This is a genomic window from Rhizobium sp. Leaf262, assembly GCF_001422245.1.
In the GTDB taxonomy this organism is placed as follows: Bacteria; Pseudomonadota; Alphaproteobacteria; order Rhizobiales; family Rhizobiaceae; genus Agrobacterium.
Genome location: NZ_LMMM01000003.1, coordinates 143,202 through 160,653, shown reverse-complemented (window position 1 = coordinate 160,653; position 17,452 = coordinate 143,202). Strand labels below are relative to the sequence as shown.

Sequence of the window (17,452 nt, the reverse complement as noted above, 5' to 3'; positions counted from 1 at the left end):
AGGCGAAGCGCTGCCAACAGTCTGTAACCGTTGCAAAGGACGGAAATTATGAGTGACGTTCCGGCAATGGCGACAGAAGTCAAAGCGAAAGGCCGTATCGGTGCGCTGGACACGCTGCGTGGCATCGCTCTCATCGCCATGGCGAGCTATCACTTCACTTGGGATCTCGAGATGTTCGGTTATCTCGATCCCGGCACGGCAACGCAAGGCTGGTGGCGTATTTATGCCCGCGCCATAGCGAGTTCCTTTCTTTTTCTCGCTGGTTTCAGCCTTTATCTTGCGCACCGTCGCGGCATACACTGGCCGTCCTTCGGCAAGCGCTTTGCGATGGTTGCCGGTGCAGCACTGCTGATTTCCGTCGCCACCTATTTCGCGGTGCCGGATGGATGGATATTTTTTGGCATCCTTCACAACATCGCGGCAGCCAGTCTGATCGGCCTGCTGTTTCTGCGACTGCCTTTCTTCGTCACTCTGCTGGCTGCGGGCCTTGCACTTGTGGCGCCTCGCTATCTCAGTTCAGACAGCTTCAATCCTATTTGGCTTTCATGGATCGGCCTGTCGACCGCGCCGCCGCGCTCGAACGATTACGTTCCCGTGCTGCCTTTTCTGGCGCCATTTCTGCTGGGCTTAACAATCTCGCAATTTGTAACGCCGCTTGGATGGCTCGACAGGCTCAGAAAGCCGAGCGGCAAACGCAATGTACTTGCGCTTTTCGGCCGCCACAGCCTCCTATTCTATCTCGTGCATCAGCCTGTCTTGATTGGCGTCGTCTATCTGGCATCGATCATCGCACCGCCAGCGCCGGTCGATCAGGTCGAGGCCTATAAAAATAGCTGTGAAGCAAGCTGCGTTCAGCAGCAGAACGGTGTGGAGCTCTGTCAGAGGTTCTGCGGATGCACGCTGGAGAGGCTTCAGGCTAAAAACCTGTTCGATCCGATGGTCTCGAACCGTCTGGAGCCCGACCAGCAGTCCAAATTGGGTGACATCGCCACCCAGTGCTCCGGCGAGCTTCAGTAAACCTTGTTCAGGTGCCGACGCCGATTTCGGCCAGGCGTGTGAGGCAGGCTTCCTCTACATTGTCGAGCTCGGCCAGCGTTTCCTCGATGTCCTTGCGCTTCTGACGCAACTCTGCGCGCTTCTCGTCCACCTTCTTCATCAGGAGAACGAGCTGACCGGATTCGCCCGGCGGCTCCTTGTAGACCTGAATGATTTCGCGGATTTCAGCGATGGTGAAGCCGATCCGGCGACCGCGCAAAATCTCCTGAATCAACCTGCGATCCGCCATGCGGAACAACCGCGTCCGGCCACGCCGCTCAGGATGGATCAGACCCTCATCCTCGTAAAAGCGAAGGGTTCGGGTGGAGACCCCGAATTCACGTGTCAGTTCCGTAATGCTATAATACTTGTTCAAGGCTTCATCCGATTCTGGAGCATCGATCCGGAAATTTAAGACTGTTCCCGGAATATCCGCTGCTCAAACAACGAGATAGAATGATGAGGCGTCCAGCGCTTCGCAATCTTATCTTTTAGCAAATCAATATGATTGACCTTCACGTAAAAGTCAATTTTGAGCCAATTAGATTGCTACTCCGAACCACCATGTTGCCAAACCTAGAAACGAAAAGAAGCCGACGATGTCGGTAACAGCGGTGACGAAGACCGCCGATGATACGGCTGGGTCCGCCCCGAACTTATCCAGCAGCAGTGGAATGATGATGCCGGCGATGGCTGCTGCAAACATGTTGATCAACATGGCGGTGGCGATGATGCCGCCGAGATTGACATCGTTGAACCAAAGCCCGGCAATCACACCGATGGCGCAGCCAAACAGCGCACCGTTCAGCAAGCCGACGCCCGCCTCACGCCGGATGATGCGGGCGGCATTGTGAATATCGAGGTTTCTGGTCGCAAGCGCGCGTACCGAAACCGTCATGGTCTGTGAGCCAGCATTGCCGCCCATGCCTGCAACAATCGGCATCAGAACAGCGAGCGCCACAATCTGCTCGATGGTCGCATCGAAAAGCCCGATGACGGAGGCCGCCATGAAGGCCGTGATGAGATTGACAGCCAGCCATGGCACGCGGGAGCGTGAGGTCACGGCAATGGAGTCGGACAGCTCTTCGTCACCCACACCACCAAGGCGCAGCAAGTCTTCTTCGGCCTCTTCCTGAATGACGTCCACTACGTCATCGATGGTCAGCACGCCGACAAGGCGACCATTGTCATCGACTACGGCGGCGGAAAGCAAGTCATATTGCTCGAAGAGCTGCGCGGCCTCTTCCTGATCCATCTCCGCTGCAATGGGATGGTTGGTTTCGTGCATGATCGATTCGACCTTCACTTGCCGCTTGGAGCGCAGCAGCCGGTCGAGATCAAGAGCGCCGACCAGTTTGAATGTCGGGTCAACAACGAAGATTTGCGAGAAGGATTCCGGCAACTCTTCTTCTTCGCGCATGTAGTCGATGGTCTGACCAACGGTCCAGAAGGGCGGCACGGCCACGAACTCCGTCTGCATACGACGACCGGCGGAGCTTTCCGGATAATCCAGCGCGCGCAGCAACCTGACACGCTCGGTAAATGGCATTTGCGCCAGAATGTCTTCGCGGTCTTCGCGGTCGAGGTCTTCGAGAATGTAGACGGCGTCGTCCGAATCCATCTCGCCGATACCGGCGGCGATCTGGTCGTTCGGCATCTGCTCCACGATATCGAGGCGGATGGCTTCATCCACCTCGGTCAGCGCTGTCATGTCGAAGTCGGAGCCCAGCAGCCGCACCATGGCGTGGCGCTGTTCCGGCAGAATGGATTCGAGCAGGTCACCCAGTTCCGATTCGTGCAGCCGGGCTACATTCTGTCGCAGGAACAGCACGTCGCGATCCGCAATCGCAGCGCCGACCATCGCCAGAAAATCAGACCGGATCGAGCCATCTTCGGAATATATATCCGCCATGATCTCGGGCCTTTTGGCATCTTCCGGCGCGGGATTATGGTCGTCGGCTTGCGTCAAGTGGCGCCCCTTTTTCCGGTTGATTGGCCTGCTTCGCGAAAGCGCAGGAGAATGGCTTTTAAAAGTACAATGTCAACAACAGGATAGGACAAAAGAAGTTGCAATTTCCTATCCTTCTCCCGCTTTGCGGAGGGATTTCCATTAACCAGTCGTGAAACAGTCTCGCGGAATTGAATGCCCGGTTGAAGCCACCGTGAAGTTACGAGTTGACATATGGTAGTTATGCGGGAATCTGAGGCAAAGCGCCGCAATACAATCGATCCGGTTGGCACCGGAAACGAGCGGCGTAAAAAGAAAAACAGATCAGAAAGAGACCTATCAAATGGGCAAGATGGATTTCATCGGCAAAGCCTCCTCCGCTGCGGGCGGTTGGGGTGCACTCAAAAGCGTCGGCAAGCGTCTTTTAGAATCGGGCGCACCGATTTCCGGCGCAAGAACCCTGTTGAAAGCCAATCAGCCTGATGGTTTCGATTGCCCCGGCTGCGCATGGGGCGACCCCGAGCACGGCTCCTCCTTCGAGTTCTGCGAAAACGGCGTGAAGGCCGTGGCGTGGGAAGCAACCGAAGCCCGCGTGCCGCCAGACTTTTTTGCAGGCCACACCGTTTCCGAGCTTCGCACATGGTCGGATTACAGCCTGGAAAAGCAGGGTCGCCTTACCGATCCGCTTCGCTATGACCGTGCGACGGATAAATACATGCCCGTCTCATGGGACGATGCCTTCGCCGAAATCGGTGGTGTTCTGAAGAGCCTCGACAGTCCTGACCGTGCCGAGTTCTACACCTCGGGCCGCGCTTCCAATGAAGCAGCCTTCCTCTACCAGTTGATGGTTCGCCTTTACGGCACCAACAATTTCCCCGACTGTTCCAACATGTGCCATGAGGCAAGCGGCGTCGGCCTCAAGGCCTCCGTCGGCGTCGGCAAGGGCACGGTTCTCTTGGAAGACTTCGAGAAGGCAGACGCCATTTTCGTCATCGGCCAGAACCCCGGCACCAACCATCCGCGCATGCTGGGTGACCTGCGCCGTGCGGCCATTCGTGGCGCGCGCATCGCGGTCTTCAACCCAATCCGCGAAAAGGGTCTGGAGCGCTTCACGGACCCGCAGGACAAGATCGAAATGATCACCGGCGGCAACACCAAGATTGCCACCAATTATTATCAGCCACGACAGGGCGGCGACATGGCCGCCGTACGCGGCATGAGCAAGGCCGTCTTCGCGGCTGACGATGCCGCCCGCGCTGCCGGCAAGCCTGCCATCATCGATTACGATTTCCTTGCAGAACATGCCGTGGAATTCGAAGCCTACCGCGCCGCCGTCGAGGCAACGAGCTGGGAAACTATTCTCAATCAGTCCGGCCTGACGCGTGAGCAGATCGAGGAAGCTGCTTCCATCTACATGGCATCCAATGCCGTTATCGCGACATGGGCGATGGGTATTACGCAGCACAAGCATTCCGTCATCACCATCCGTGAGATCACCAACTTCATGCTGCTGCGCGGCAATATCGGGCGTCCCGGCGCTGGCCTCTGCCCGGTGCGTGGTCACTCCAACGTGCAGGGCGACCGCACGGTCGGTATCGACGAAAAGGCCCCGCCTGCCCTGCTCGACGCGCTGGAAAAGGAACTCGGCGTGCCAATGCCGCGTAACCGTGGCCACAACACGGTCGAAGCCATCAGCGCCATGCTGGATGGCAAGGCGCAGGCCTTCATCGCGCTTGGCGGCAACTTCCTGCGCGCCACGCCGGATAGCCCGCTCATCATCAAGGCGTTCGAAAAGCAGAAGCTGACGGTCAACATCGCCACCAAGCTCAACCACTCGCATCTCGTGCCGGGCGAAACATCCTTCATCCTGCCCTGCCTTGGCCGTACTGAAATCGACCGCAACTCGCAGGGCAAGTCGCAGATCGTGACCGTGGAAGATTCCATGAGCATGGTGCACGGCTCGGGCGGTATCAACGAGCCCGCCTCGCCAGAACTGCGCTCTGAGGTCGCCATCATCGCCGGTATCGCAGCCGCGACACTCGGCAATGAGCGCGTTCAGTGGGCAAAGCTCGCCGATGATTACGATCTGATCCGCGATATGATCTCGCGCGTTCTGCCGGGCTTCCATGAATTCAACGAGCGTGTGCGCGTGCCGCGCGGTTTCCACCTGCGCAATGCGGCGGCAGAACGCGAATGGAATACGCCTGCCAAGAAGGCCACCTTCTTCACCGGCCCTCTGCCGGAAAAGACGGACCATCAGGAAGCGCTGTCCAAAGAGGGCATCTTCGTTCTGCAGACCTTCCGCAGCCACGACCAGTACAACACCACCATCTACGGCATGGATGACCGATATCGCGGCGTTTATGGCGAGCGGCAGGTGATTTTCATGAACCCGAAAGACATGGAAAAGCTGGGCGCACATGCCAAGCAGCGCGTCGATGTCATCGGTGAATATGGTGACGGCATCGAGCGCATCGCGGAAAACTTCCGCCTCGTGCCTTACAATATTCCAGAGGGCAGCGTCGGCGGTTACTACCCCGAGCTGAACGTTCTCGTGCCGCTGCACAGCTATGGCGAAGGCAGCTTTACGCCGACATCGAAATCGGTTCTGGTCTCGGTTCGCCTGCGCGCAGAGGCAGAGGCCGCCTGATGAATGACGATCAATCCGCCGCGCGCTTTCTGGCCGTGGTGGAACAGATCAGCCAAACGGCCCCGGTTGCGCTCGACGCCACCGGGGCCGCACTCATTGCAGCGGTGCACCTTGGCATCGGCAATGACAGCCGCAGCCTTTCCAACAGGCTCGGCATTGCCCACGCTCTGGTGCTGCGGGAAATCAACGCACTTTCCGGCCGCATGCTGACCATCGTCAAGCGCGATGCCCGCACGCAACGGACATGGGTGGAACTGACGGATGAGGCAGCGTCTCTCGCGCAATCCGCCTCTGAAACCCTGCTCAAAAGTTCACTCTCACCTACATAGAATAAATGGAACGCCTCTATGCCAATTCGGCCTATCGTGCCCTATCCACATCCGGCACTTGCCTCGCATTGCGAGCCTGTGACCGAGTTCGGTCCTGAACTGGCCCAGCTTGCGACTGATCTGCTGGAAACGATGCGCGCCGCCCCCGGCGTCGGCATCACCGCCGCCCATATCGGCGTGCTGCAACGCATTTTCGTGCTGGAATTGAAACCAGGTGACGTCAGGATTTACGTCAACCCGGAAATTCTGGAAACATCAGGTGAGAGCATGCGCCACGTTGAAGGTAGCGTTTCCATGCCGGGCTTTACCGAAGAGGTAGAGCGCCCATCCAAGGTGACGCTGCGCTTTCAGGATGTCTCTGGCCAGTGGCACGAAGAACAGGCTGAGGGCTTTCATGCCATCTGCATCCAGCATGAGATCGACCAGTTGAACGGCATGTTCTGGCTGAAGCGCCTGTCGAAGCTGAAGCGTGACCGGCTGGTGAAAAAATGGGAAAAGGCGCAGCGCTGATCAATCGACCGAGAGACTGAACGCGGCATCCCCACGCAGCGTGTTGCTGACGGTGCAGATCTCTTCGGCCTGATGAGCGATGGCCTCTCTCGTTTCCGCATCGAAATCGCCGGTGATCTTCAGGCGCATATCGAAATGCGTGATCCGCGCTGGCTCACCCTCGGACTTCTCGCCCGTCACGTGCGCCTCCACGCTTTCGAAACGATCCAACACGCCTAAGCGGCTGGCAGCGATGCGCGCGCTCAGCACCAGACATGCGGCAAGCGAGGAATAGAGCAGGTCGATCGGGTTGAAGCCGGGCTCGGACGCAGCCGTAACGACGGCAAGTGCACCGCCGGTCGGCGTTTCGATTTGCGGATGACCGTTGCGCCCCAATGTCGCGGTGGCACCGGTCTCGCGCTTTTTCACCCTGACTTCGCTCATACCAATGTCCTTAATTTCGAATTCTCAAAAATTACATTTTGCACAATGGAACCAAAAGACAAGCTTGCGCTTTTACTCACGGAACGGTGATCGACCGTTACAGATTTATAAAATAGGAGCTGGGACATATGGCTACAGGCGCACTCGTTAGTATTCTGATCACATTTCTGGTCATCGTACTCATTCTTTGGCTGATCAACCGCTTGCCCGTCGCTGGCAGCGCAAAGCAGATTGCTCAGGTCATCGTTATCATCATCGGTATTATTTCGCTGCTGAAGTATCTCGCAGTCTTTTAATTAATCCGACATAGACATCAAAACGCCCGACCCGGTTTCAAATCGAGGTCGGGCTTTTTGTTTATGGATCAGGCCGGGAAATATCTGACATAGGCAAATTCGACCCCATCCGGTGACCAGTTGGGCGAATTCATCGTCCCCTGCCCGCCGAACAAGTCGAACAGCGTTTCCACATTGCCGCCATCCGCGTCCATCATGCGCACGCGCACATTCAGATCGCGCGGATGATCGAAGACATCGGCGTCATAGGAAACGAAAACCACCTTGTCACCCCCAGGTGACGGATGCGGAAACCAGTCGCCATACTTGCTATCAGTCACGCGCTCGACACCAGAGCCATCCACCCGCACCCGCCAGATCTGCATCTGCCCGGTCCGGCTGGAATTGAAATAAATCCACTGCCCATCCGCCGAATAATCCGGCCCATCATTGCGCCCCTCGCCATGGGTCAGCCGCGTTTCGGTCGCCGTCTCCACATCCATGGAATAGATATCGAAAACCTGATCGCGAATACCGCAATAGGCGAAGCTTTTTCCATCGGGAGACCAGCCATGCCAGTAAGACGGCAGGTTATGCGTCATCAGCCTCGGCGCACCACCGGCAGACGGCAGAAGATAAATCGTGCTTTTGCCAAACTCCACCTTGTCGGAAATCGCGTAGAGCGAACCATCCGGCGAAATGCCATGGTCGTTGTTGCACTCGCTGGCAAAGCCGGTATCGACCTTCGCGACCGATGCCTCACCACCCAGTGACAGGCGGTACAACAAGCCTTCGCTATTCAGCAAAAGATACGAACCATCCGGCGACCAGTTGGGCGCTTCGAACAGTTCCGTTGTCTGCCATACTACCCGGTTCTCCCGGGTGCGAATGTTGAAGATTTCAACGGAACTGCGCATCTTGTCTGCCAAATTACCGATCCCTGAAGCGGTTGGTGATCGGATAGCGCCGGTCGCGGCCGAAATTCTTCTTGGTGATCTTCACGCCCGGCGCCGATTGGCGGCGCTTGTATTCGGCGAGATAGAGAAGATGTTCGATGCGGTGTACGGTCGCTATATCGTGGCCGCGCGCGACGATGTCTTCCACCGACATTTCCAGCTCCACGAGGCATTCCAGAATATCGTCCAGATTGGGGTATGGCGGCAGCGAATCCTGGTCGGTCTGGTTGGGGCGTAGTTCTGCGGATGGCGCTTTGGAAATGATGTTGGCGGGGATGACTTCGCCGGAAGGGCCGAGCGCCGTTGGCGGCACATGGCCGTTGCGCCATTTGGAGATGGCGTAGACCTGCATTTTGTATAGGTCCTTAATCGGGTTGAAGCCGCCATTCATGTCGCCATAGAGCGTGGCGTACCCGACAGACATTTCCGACTTGTTGCCTGTTGTGACAACCATGGAGCCGAACTTGTTGGAGATGGCCATGAGAATGGTGCCGCGTGCACGGCTTTGCAGGTTTTCTTCGGTAATGCCCTCTTCGGTGCCTTCGAAAAGCTCGGTCAGCGCTGTCAGGAAGCCATCCACCGGCTCGGCGATCGGCACGATGTCGTAGCGGCAGCCGAGCGCCCTGGCGCAGTCCGCCGCATCCTTCAGCGATTCCTCCGACGTGTAGCGATAGGGCAGCATGATGCAGCGCACCCGCTCCTCGCCCAGCGCATCCACCGCAATGGCGGCGCAGATGGCCGAATCGATGCCGCCGGAAAGGCCCAGCACCACGCTCTTGAAACCGTTCTTGTTCACATAATCTCGGAAGCCCAGCATGCAGGCGCGGTAATCCGCTTCCTCACCCTCGGGGATTTGCGAGAATGGGCCTTCGCTGCAATGCCAACCCTTGTCCGCACGCTTCCAGTCCGTGACCGACAGCGTCGACTCAAACTGGCTCATCTGGAAGGCCAGTGTCTTGTCCGCATTGAAGGCGAAGCTTGCGCCGTCGAACACAAGTTCGTCCTGACCGCCGACCTGATTGGCGAAGACCAGCGGCAGGCCGCTTTCGATGACTTGCCGCAAGGCCACCTGATGGCGCACATCCACCTTGCCGCGATAATAGGGCGAACCATTCGGCACGAGCAGTATTTCAGCACCGCTTTCGGCTAAGGTTTCGCAGACGCCGAGGTCGTTCCAGATTTCCTCGCAGATCGGAATGCCGATGCGAACACCACGGAAATTATAGGGGCCGGAAATCGAGCCTTCTGAAAACACGCGCTTCTCATCGAACTCGCCGTAATTCGGCAAATCCACCTTGTCACGCAGCGCGACGATCTTGCCGCCATCCAGCAGCGCGACGGAATTGTGCCGTCCCGTTTCGCCCTGACGCGGAAACCCGATGATGACACCGGGACCACCATCCGCCGTTTCCGCCGCCAGTTCCTCAACTGCCCTCAGGCAGGCCGTCAGGAAAGAGGGCTTCAAAACCAGATCTTCCGGCGGATATCCGGAGATGAAAAGCTCTGTTAGAAGCAGCAGATCCGCACCTTGCGATGCGGCGTCCGAGCGTGCTTCACGCGCCTTGGCAAGGTTGCCCTCGACGTCGCCAACAGTGGGATTGAACTGCCCGACGGCAATTCGAAGAATATTCGGATTGGTGTGTATCTGGGTCATAACATCTATCTAGCGTGGTCATGCTTGCGGTGCAACGCAGGCTATTAAAGTCGCTCAAAAAATTGCCGTCCGAATGACACTATGCTCTTCACGCAAAGGTTATGCTCGACGCCTGTGGATTTTGCATGGTTCATATCGCATTCACCCGACTTATGTGACAGTTACATGACACCTTCATGACGCCCGATTCACCGTGCGCGTCACGCATTGCCGGAGTTAAAATATTGAGGAATTCGGGGCCCAAAACATCGGTCGCGGAAAGGATGAAGCTCGTCCTTTCGAATCGTTCTACGCGCAATCTTTCCCACATCGCGATCGATTTCATACCATTGGTTAATCTCGCTCTTTCAGCGCTTTTGCTGGTGGTGTGCGTGGAGTGGATCGCACGCGGCTCGTTGCATGATCTCGGTACCTTTCTCACCTCGCCGGTCCGCCCGGGCATTACCACGCTTTTCGCAATAGTTTTGTCACTGCTTGCGCTGGATGCCGTCTTTGGCAGGCAGTATCAGTCGCTGCTGATTGCGACGCCTGTTCTGTTGATCACGGCATTCATGTCGCATCAAAAGCAGCTCTATCTTTCAGACCCTCTTTATCCATCTGACCTGCTGTTCGGACGCCAGATTCTCCAGCTCATGCCGGCCATGCTCAAAGCCCAGCCTTGGACAGCGTTGGCGGTCGCTCTGGGGCTGTCTGCAGCTGCAGCGTCTGCGGTGTTCCTATGGCGGTTCGTTCGACGACATAGCCCGGTGTTGACGCCAAAATCCCGTATCCTGCGTCTTGCACTTGCAGCGCCGCTGCTGACCGGTCTCGGGTCGCTTATGGAATATTCCCACCACTCTTGGCTTCGAGACCGGCTCAACATCATTCCGATGATGTGGGATCAGAAGGAGAATTATCGCCATAACGGTTTCCTGATGGCTTTCGCCTTCAACATACCCATGGCCAATGTCTCCGCGCCTGAAGGGTACAGCGAAAACACTATCGCGGACATCGTATCGGACCGCTCTGCCTTCACGGTAAACCACTCGACGTTCCCGGATGTCGTGATGATCATGAGCGAGTCTCTTTGGGACCCGACGCGACTTTCGAGCGTGCAGTTTTCCCGCGATCCAATGCCGAATATTCGCAGCCGACAATCGGGCCATGTCTTTTCGCCGGAGTTCGGTGGCATGACCGCCAATGTCGAATTCGAGGCGCTGACGGGTTTCTCAAACGCCTTCCTGCCCTATGGCAGCATTCCTTATCAGCAATATATTCGCCAGCCAGTGCCATCACTGGCGACATTCTTCCGCGCGGAAGGCTATGCTGCCATCGCCATCCATCCGTTTCAGGACTGGTTCTGGAATAGACGCGAGGTCTATAAATCATTCGGCTTTGAGGAGTTCCGCTCGGAAGAAACCCTGCCAGCGATGGAAAAACGCGGCATGTTCGCATCCGACGCCGCGCTGACATCGGAAATCATGCAGGCGCTAGATGCGGCAAAGAAGCCGACTTTTCTCTTTGCCGTCACCCTGCAGGGTCATGGGCCCTATGAGCCCAATCGCTACGACCAAAACACGGTCGATCTCAGCGGACCGTTATCCGAAAATGCTGCTCAAGCGCTTTCCACCTATGCGCAAGGCGTTTCGGAGGCCGATGACAATTTTGCGCGGTTGATCGAGTGGGCGAAGAACCGCCAGCGCGATACGGTTATCGTTCTGTTCGGCGATCATTTGCCGCCACTTGGTCATGTCTACGTCGAAAGCGGCCACATGCCCGGTATGGTGGCGACGCGACGTGCACCTCTCGACACAATGAAGAAAGAGCACGAAACGCCGCTCGTGCTCTGGTCATCCAAGACCGGACTGCATAACAGGATCGGAACCATCAGCCCGGCCCTCCTGCCCTACCATGTTCTCAAAACCGCAGGCTTCGGCGATCCGTTCTACACCGGTATCCTCGGTAACGTTCAGGCGTCCTATTCCGTTGTCGACCGGCACATGCTGGTGGAAAAGAATGGCTCGGCAGTCCCGGACTGGGCAACGGCTCCCCTCGCCATTCCCACCGTCATCAACGAATATCGCCAGCTTCAGTTCGATATGATGTTCGGCAGGCAATTCGGCAGGGAAAGGTTTTTCCCTGGCTTTTCATGGGTGAACGCAGACCAGCCTTCGACGTGATAACGGATTTCGTCGCCCTGCCGAATTCATTTGAATTCGGCAGTTACACGCGATTATCTCATGCGGCGATTCCGCGTCCTCTGGAGGCCAATGATGTCTGCCATTCCTGATTATATCCTCTCCCATTTCAAGCGGTCATCCAAAACGATCGGAGAAGCCGAGAGGCGTATTCTGGAAGTTGCGCATCAAAGAAAACTCATTTCCACAGATACGAATGCGGCTTTCTCGAAAGGCTCATCCTTTGGCGAGCGGTTGGCAGACAGTATTGCCCGCGTCGGCGGTTCCTGGGGCTTCATCATCAGCTTTATGGTCTTCCTTGCCGTATGGGCAGTCATCAACACTGTGGTGCTGGCGTCGGAAGCGTTCGATCCCTACCCCTTCGTCTTTCTCAACCTCATTCTTTCCATGCTTGCCGCCATTCAGGCGCCCATCATCATGATGTCGCAAAACCGCCAGGCCACGCGCGATCGCTTCGAGGCCGAGAAGGACTACGAGGTCAATCTGAAATCAGAACTTGAGGTGTTGTCGCTGCACGAAAAGATCGACAGCAAAGTGCTGGCCGAACTGGCGGCGCTGCGTGAAGACATTGCGAAACTGCATCGCCGTGTGGCTGGCGAAGGCAAGGATTGAGATTTGCCCGCCAGAAGCTGATAAACATCAGCTTTTTCCGGCTTTCTTTCGATTGGTTACGAATCCGTCAGATTCTTCCGCTACAGATTGACGCGGGCATTTGTTGCATTGCACTCTTGGTGCAGCGACGCGGGAATCACTTCCGCATCAGAATGGCATCACGCTTTTCTAAGCAGCGACGCCTACGCGCTGGAGCCAGATCTCCGGCTATTGCAATTCTGTCTCGAAGGCATTTTTCATGAACGAGTACGATCTTGTTGTTGTCGGTAGCGGTCCCGCTGGTAGACGCGCTGCCATCCAGGCCGCAAAGCTGGATAAAAAAGTCCTCGTTATCGAAAAAGGTAGCCGGGTTGGCGGCGTCTCCGTTCACACAGGAACCATCCCCTCCAAGACAATGCGCGAGACGGCCCTCAATTTGTCGGGTTGGCGCGAGCGTGGCTTTTACGGTCGTTCCTATCGCGTCAAACAGGAGATCAGCGCCGACGATTTGCGCAGACGCCTGTTGATCACGCTCGACCATGAGGTCGAAGTGCTGGAACACCAGTTTGCGCGTAACCGCGTCACCCACATTCGTGGCAAGGCGACCTTTCTGACATCGGATACGATGGAAATTGACAAGGACGATGGAGAGGTCGTCGTCGTCAGGGGCAAGAGCATTCTGCTTGCAGTTGGCACACGCCCGTTCCGCCCTGACTACATGCCTTTCAATGGCACAACGGTCATCGACAGCGACGAATTGCTTGAACTGAAAAAACTGCCTCGCTCCATGGTCGTCATCGGTGCGGGCGTCATCGGCATCGAATACGCCACGATCTTCAGCGCTCTCGATACCGCCGTCACCCTGATCGATCCCAAGCCTACGATGCTGGATTTCATCGACAAGGAAATCGTCGAGGACTTCACCTACCAGCTGCGCGATCGCAACATGAAACTTCTGCTCGGGCAAAAGGCCGACAAGGTGGAGCATACGCCGGAAGGCAAGGTTATGCTGACACTGGACAGCGGGCGCACGCTGACGACAGAAATGGTGCTGTTCGCCGCCGGCCGCATGGGCGCAACCGACACGCTCAATCTTGCCGCGGCAGGACTGACGGCAGACAGCCGCGGTCGTCTTTCGGTCAACCCTGAAACATTCGAAACATCCGTTCCGGGCATCTTTGCGGCTGGCGATGTGATCGGTTTTCCTAGCCTCGCATCGACATCCATGGAACAGGGCCGGATCGCCGCACGCGTCGCCGTGGGTGCCATCGGCATGGAACCCCAAAAATACTTCCCCTACGGCATCTACGCCGTACCTGAGATCTCCACATGCGGACTGACGGAAGAGGAAATGAAGGAACGCGGCATCGCTTACGAATGCGGTATCGCCCGTTTCCGCGAAACCTCAAGAGGCCACATCATGGGGCTCGATACCGGCCTTTTGAAGCTGATCTTTTCCTTGAAAACACGTCGTCTGCTTGGCGTTCATATTGTTGGTGAGGGCGCGACCGAGCTTGTCCATATCGGCCAGGCGGTTCTCAACCTCAAGGGAACGGTCGAGTATTTCGTCGAAAACACCTTCAACTATCCGACGTTGGCCGAGGCCTACAAGATCGCCGGTCTTGATGCCTGGAACCGCATGGGCGACATCAAGAAAGACAAAGGCGCCGTCTGATCGAAATCCTCGAACGCCCTACCAGCGAATATTGTAGCGGGCGTTCACCGATGGACGGAAGCGGTCTTCGTATCCTTGATTCAGCTTGCCGGTGACGGTGAAGTTGTCGCCAAACTTCTGCTCCACGGCGACGCTCGATGTAAATTCATCGAACGTCTCGCGGCTGGCACCGGTCAGAACGAAGGCGGTGCCAGTCGCCGAACGCGTCAACCGAAGCGATTGCGAGACATCCAGCCCGCTCCACTGCTGGGCGGTACCATCATAGCGAACCGTCATGTTGCGGTTGGATTCCACGTCGAAGTCAGGCGTGGCAATGCGCTTTTGCGATGTCGTCATGGTCCATGCGCTGGAGCCGGTCAGTGCATTCATCAGCACGGCAATATCACCCGCAACCCTCGCACCCGGAAGGTTGGAGGAGAGCAGTGTGACATTTCCCCAGAATTTCACCGGCGTATCAACAAGCGCCCCGCCTTCCGAGCCGACCATGCCCATCTCCAGACCGGCACGGATCGGCGTTTCGGTCGGCAACTTCGCACCGATCCGGGCGGAATAGGACTGGTCGGAATTTTTCGCGGGAGACCAGATCAGCCCCTTTTCCTGCGCATGCGCAGATACCGATGACAAGCCAATGGCGACGGCGGCGATGATGACGCCGTGACGTTTTCCTAACACCATCTCTGTTCCTCAAGCTTTGAACACGCACCATCTCTTGGGAGGCAGACGGCGTATGTTCCAGCAACTGGCGAGCGGCCAAGCTTAGCCTAAAATCGCTGTCGAGTTTGCAGATCACGCAACGATGGCGTCATGGCCATCTCTGTGGGCATCATCATGCCGGCACAGGCGCGTCGAAAATCATCCGGCGCAAAGATGCTATCGCTAGCGCCAAACGGAGAGTTGAAACTGAGGGCTTAAAGCCGGGCCGCACATGTTGCGCGACGGATTTGCCGTGCATCCGCACCTGCAAATCAATGAGGAGATTCTGCCAGATGAATGGAAGATGAACAAGAGCAGATGCAGCAAAAAATCATTGTGCGCTGCATTGTGATCGAAACGTCACTGCCAGCCTCGGCTATCACGTCGGACAGGCCGGAAAAGCAAAAGGCCGCAGCTTGCGCCACGGCCTTTCAAAATATCTTGCGAAAGAAGCTTATTCAGCGTCGCCTTCGGCGGCCTTCTTCTTGGCTGGAGCCTTCTTCTTAGGAGCGGCTTCTTCACCTTCAGCAGCGTCAGCCTTGGCTGCAGCCTTCTTCTTGGCAGGCTTCTTTGCAGCCTTTTCGCCTTCTTCGGCGTCGTCAGCCAGAAGCTCTTCCTTGGAAACGGTCTTGTCCGTTACCGAGATTTCGGTAAGCAGCTTGTCAATGACCTTTTCTTCGAAGATCGGAGCGCGGAGCGAAGCGGAAGCGCCGGGCGTATTGCGGAAGAAATCGAGGATTTCCTTCTGCTGGCCTGGGAACTGCTGCAACTGAGCAAACAGCGCGCGCTGCATTTCTTCTTCCGTGACTTCTACGCCAGCCTTCTCGCCGATTTCGGAAAGAACGAGGCCCAGACGAACGCGACGTTCAGCAAGCTTGCGATATTCTTCGCGGGCTTCTTCTTCGGTCGTGTCTTCGTCAGCGAAAGTCTTGCCGGACTGTGCGAGATCGGTGTTGATCTGACGCCAGATGTTTTCGAACTCGGCATCGACCAGACCAACAGGTGTTTCGAACTGGTAGACTTCGTCAAGCTGGTCGAGGATCTGACGCTTGACCTTTTGACGGGTCAGATTGTTGTACTGGCTCTCGATCTGGCCGCGAACGATTTCCTTGAGCTTTTCAGCGGACTCGAGGCCCAGCTTGGTTGCCAGTTCATCGTTGATTTCAACGTCGGCAGCAGATGCGACTTCCTTGACGGTGATGTCGAACACGGCTTCCTTGCCAGCAAGTTCTGCAGCCGGATATTCCGTTGGGAACGTCACGGTGATGGCCTTTTCATCGCCAGCCTTGACGCCGACGAGCTGGTCTTCGAAGCCAGGAATGAAGCGGCCCGAACCGATCACCAGTTCTGCATCTTCAGCAGCGCCGCCATCAAAGGCAACGCCATCGACGTTGCCGAGGTAGTTCATGGTGACGCGGTCGCCTTCAGCGGCCTTGCCCTTCTTGGTTTCGTAAGTACGTGCGCTCTCGGCGATCTTGAGGATCTGCTCGTTGATTTCGTCTTCGGTGACTTCAACGACTTCGCGCGTAACCTTGATGCCTTCGTTCGACTTCAACTCGATCGCAGGAATGATTTCGTAAGCAAGGTTGAATTCGAAATCAGCTTCCGCTGCGAGGATCTTGTCTGCTTCGTCCTGATCTTCTGTCATGGAAATGGAAGGCTGCGTTGCAGACTTCTCGCCACGGCCGGAAATGATCTCGGATGGCTTGTCACGAACGAGTTCGTTGACGAGATCAGCCATGATGGACTTGCCGTACATCTTCTTCAGGTGCGCGAGCGGCACCTTGCCAGGACGGAAACCGTTGATGCGAACCTTGTCCTTGGCGTCCACCAGGCGCTCGTCAAGGCGAGACTTCATATCGGCGGCCGGAATAACGACCTTGATTTCGCGCTTCAGCCCTTCAGCGAGCGTTTCGATAACCTGCATTTTCATACCTTCACATCATGGCGGCGGTGCTCAGACAGCCGTTGGTTTACTTTCGAGCACAGCGCCGGAATCGAAATTCCCCGGCCGTGGCTATATAACGTGCATGCACAAGCATTTTGCCGAGCAAAAACTGCGCTTGAGCCAAGGAAGCAGCAAGGGAAATCCCTGACATATCTTCCCGGCGATTCATGTGGTGCGGGTAGAGGGACTCGAACCCCCACAACTCTCGTCGCCAGAACCTAAATCTGGTGCGTCTACCAATTCCGCCATACCCGCGCTCTTGAATCCTGCATAAACAACATCTGGCACATGAGGCCTTCCGGAGCGCGCGTCTCTATATCACCCGTTTTCAGGAGCGCAAAGGAAAAATGACGGTTTTACGTCGGTATTTGCGGCTTCGTTTGTCCATTTACAGCGATTTTCACCCCCTCGATGGCGCTCGCGACGCCGCAAGGTATATTGCACAGCGCCCTGCCCGACTCGCTCTTCACAGCTCTGGAATTATCTGCGAACACACGAAATAACGTTTGCCGATGCCTCCAAAGCAATCCTGAGACGAGTTACGCGCCGATTTGCTCCTCAAATGCCGCCAAATTATGCATTTGTTAA

At 56.6% G+C, this 17,452-nt stretch carries 15 protein-coding genes and 1 tRNA gene; 8 read left to right on the top strand and 8 right to left on the bottom strand.

Translation table 11 applies throughout. The annotated features are described in order from the left end of the window. Positions 1-48: 48 nt before the first annotated feature. Positions 49-1,017, top strand: a complete 969-nt coding sequence (locus tag ASF29_RS05290; protein ID WP_062449277.1) for a DUF1624 domain-containing protein — start codon at positions 49-51, stop codon at positions 1,015-1,017. A 7-nt stretch (positions 1,018-1,024) separates the two neighbouring features. Here ASF29_RS05290 and ASF29_RS05285 read toward each other — a convergent pair whose 3' ends face one another. Together ASF29_RS05285 and mgtE are read right to left on the bottom strand one after the other, a co-directional pair. Further along, entirely contained in the window at positions 1,025-1,411 is a 387-nt protein-coding gene (locus ASF29_RS05285; protein WP_062449275.1) for a MerR family DNA-binding transcriptional regulator, read from the bottom strand. 165 nt (positions 1,412-1,576) lie between these two features. Next, positions 1,577-2,947: a magnesium transporter gene (mgtE, locus tag ASF29_RS05280; protein WP_156462541.1), complete on the bottom strand. Its 1,371-nt coding sequence runs from the start codon at positions 2,945-2,947 to the stop codon at positions 1,577-1,579. Between the two features lie 379 nt (positions 2,948-3,326). Between mgtE and ASF29_RS05275 the strand changes: the two genes are divergently transcribed. Genes ASF29_RS05275 through ASF29_RS05265 form a run of 3 tightly spaced genes read left to right on the top strand, consistent with a single transcriptional unit; the run spans position 3,327 to position 6,472 of the window. After that, entirely contained in the window at positions 3,327-5,633 is a 2,307-nt protein-coding gene (locus ASF29_RS05275; RefSeq protein WP_062449398.1) for an FdhF/YdeP family oxidoreductase, read from the top strand. Then, positions 5,633-5,962, top strand: coding sequence for a hypothetical protein (locus tag ASF29_RS05270; RefSeq protein WP_062449271.1), 330 nt, complete (start codon positions 5,633-5,635; stop codon positions 5,960-5,962). Before ASF29_RS05275 ends, ASF29_RS05270 begins: the two co-directional genes overlap by 1 nt. Before the next feature lie 18 nt (positions 5,963-5,980). Next, positions 5,981-6,472 (top strand): peptide deformylase, encoded by a 492-nt coding sequence (locus ASF29_RS05265; RefSeq protein ID WP_062449269.1) that lies wholly within the window; start codon positions 5,981-5,983, stop codon positions 6,470-6,472. Here ASF29_RS05265 and ASF29_RS05260 read toward each other — a convergent pair whose 3' ends face one another. Further along, positions 6,473-6,895, bottom strand: coding sequence for an OsmC family protein (locus ASF29_RS05260; protein ID WP_062449267.1), 423 nt, complete (start codon positions 6,893-6,895; stop codon positions 6,473-6,475). It abuts the gene before it with no gap. A 128-nt stretch (positions 6,896-7,023) separates the two neighbouring features. On the opposite strand from ASF29_RS05260, the gene ASF29_RS24650 reads away from it, so the two are divergent. After that, positions 7,024-7,191: a Thivi_2564 family membrane protein gene (locus ASF29_RS24650; protein WP_156462533.1), complete on the top strand. Its 168-nt coding sequence runs from the start codon at positions 7,024-7,026 to the stop codon at positions 7,189-7,191. A 68-nt stretch (positions 7,192-7,259) separates the two neighbouring features. Here ASF29_RS24650 and ASF29_RS05255 read toward each other — a convergent pair whose 3' ends face one another. Together ASF29_RS05255 and ASF29_RS05250 are read right to left on the bottom strand one after the other, a co-directional pair. Beyond that, complete coding sequence (locus ASF29_RS05255) at positions 7,260-8,087, bottom strand: TolB family protein (protein ID WP_062449396.1); 828 nt, start codon at positions 8,085-8,087, stop codon at positions 7,260-7,262. Positions 8,088-8,100: 13 nt separating this feature from the next. Then, complete coding sequence (locus ASF29_RS05250) at positions 8,101-9,780, bottom strand: NAD+ synthase (protein WP_062449266.1); 1,680 nt, start codon at positions 9,778-9,780, stop codon at positions 8,101-8,103. 263 nt (positions 9,781-10,043) lie between these two features. Between ASF29_RS05250 and ASF29_RS05245 the strand changes: the two genes are divergently transcribed. The 3 genes from ASF29_RS05245 to sthA all read left to right on the top strand — a co-directional run bounded on the left by ASF29_RS05245 (position 10,044) and on the right by sthA (position 14,223). Continuing rightward, positions 10,044-11,939 (top strand): LTA synthase family protein, encoded by a 1,896-nt coding sequence (locus tag ASF29_RS05245; protein ID WP_244473493.1) that lies wholly within the window; start codon positions 10,044-10,046, stop codon positions 11,937-11,939. 93 nt (positions 11,940-12,032) lie between these two features. Continuing rightward, positions 12,033-12,569 (top strand): DUF1003 domain-containing protein, encoded by a 537-nt coding sequence (locus ASF29_RS05240; protein ID WP_062449262.1) that lies wholly within the window; start codon positions 12,033-12,035, stop codon positions 12,567-12,569. Between the two features lie 238 nt (positions 12,570-12,807). Next, positions 12,808-14,223: a Si-specific NAD(P)(+) transhydrogenase gene (gene sthA, locus ASF29_RS05235; protein WP_062449260.1), complete on the top strand. Its 1,416-nt coding sequence runs from the start codon at positions 12,808-12,810 to the stop codon at positions 14,221-14,223. Between the two features lie 18 nt (positions 14,224-14,241). Here the strand turns inward: sthA and ASF29_RS05230 are convergent, their stop codons facing one another. From ASF29_RS05230 to ASF29_RS05220, 3 genes are all read right to left on the bottom strand, one after another. After that, positions 14,242-14,898: a hypothetical protein gene (locus ASF29_RS05230; RefSeq protein ID WP_156462532.1), complete on the bottom strand. Its 657-nt coding sequence runs from the start codon at positions 14,896-14,898 to the stop codon at positions 14,242-14,244. A gap of 472 nt (positions 14,899-15,370) precedes the next feature. Beyond that, on the bottom strand, positions 15,371-16,843 hold the full coding sequence (tig, locus tag ASF29_RS05225) for a trigger factor (RefSeq protein WP_062449258.1): 1,473 nt from the start codon (positions 16,841-16,843) through the stop codon (positions 15,371-15,373). A 191-nt stretch (positions 16,844-17,034) separates the two neighbouring features. Continuing rightward, positions 17,035-17,119: transfer RNA gene (locus ASF29_RS05220), tRNA-Leu, on the bottom strand. Between the last annotated feature and the right edge of the window lie 333 nt (positions 17,120-17,452).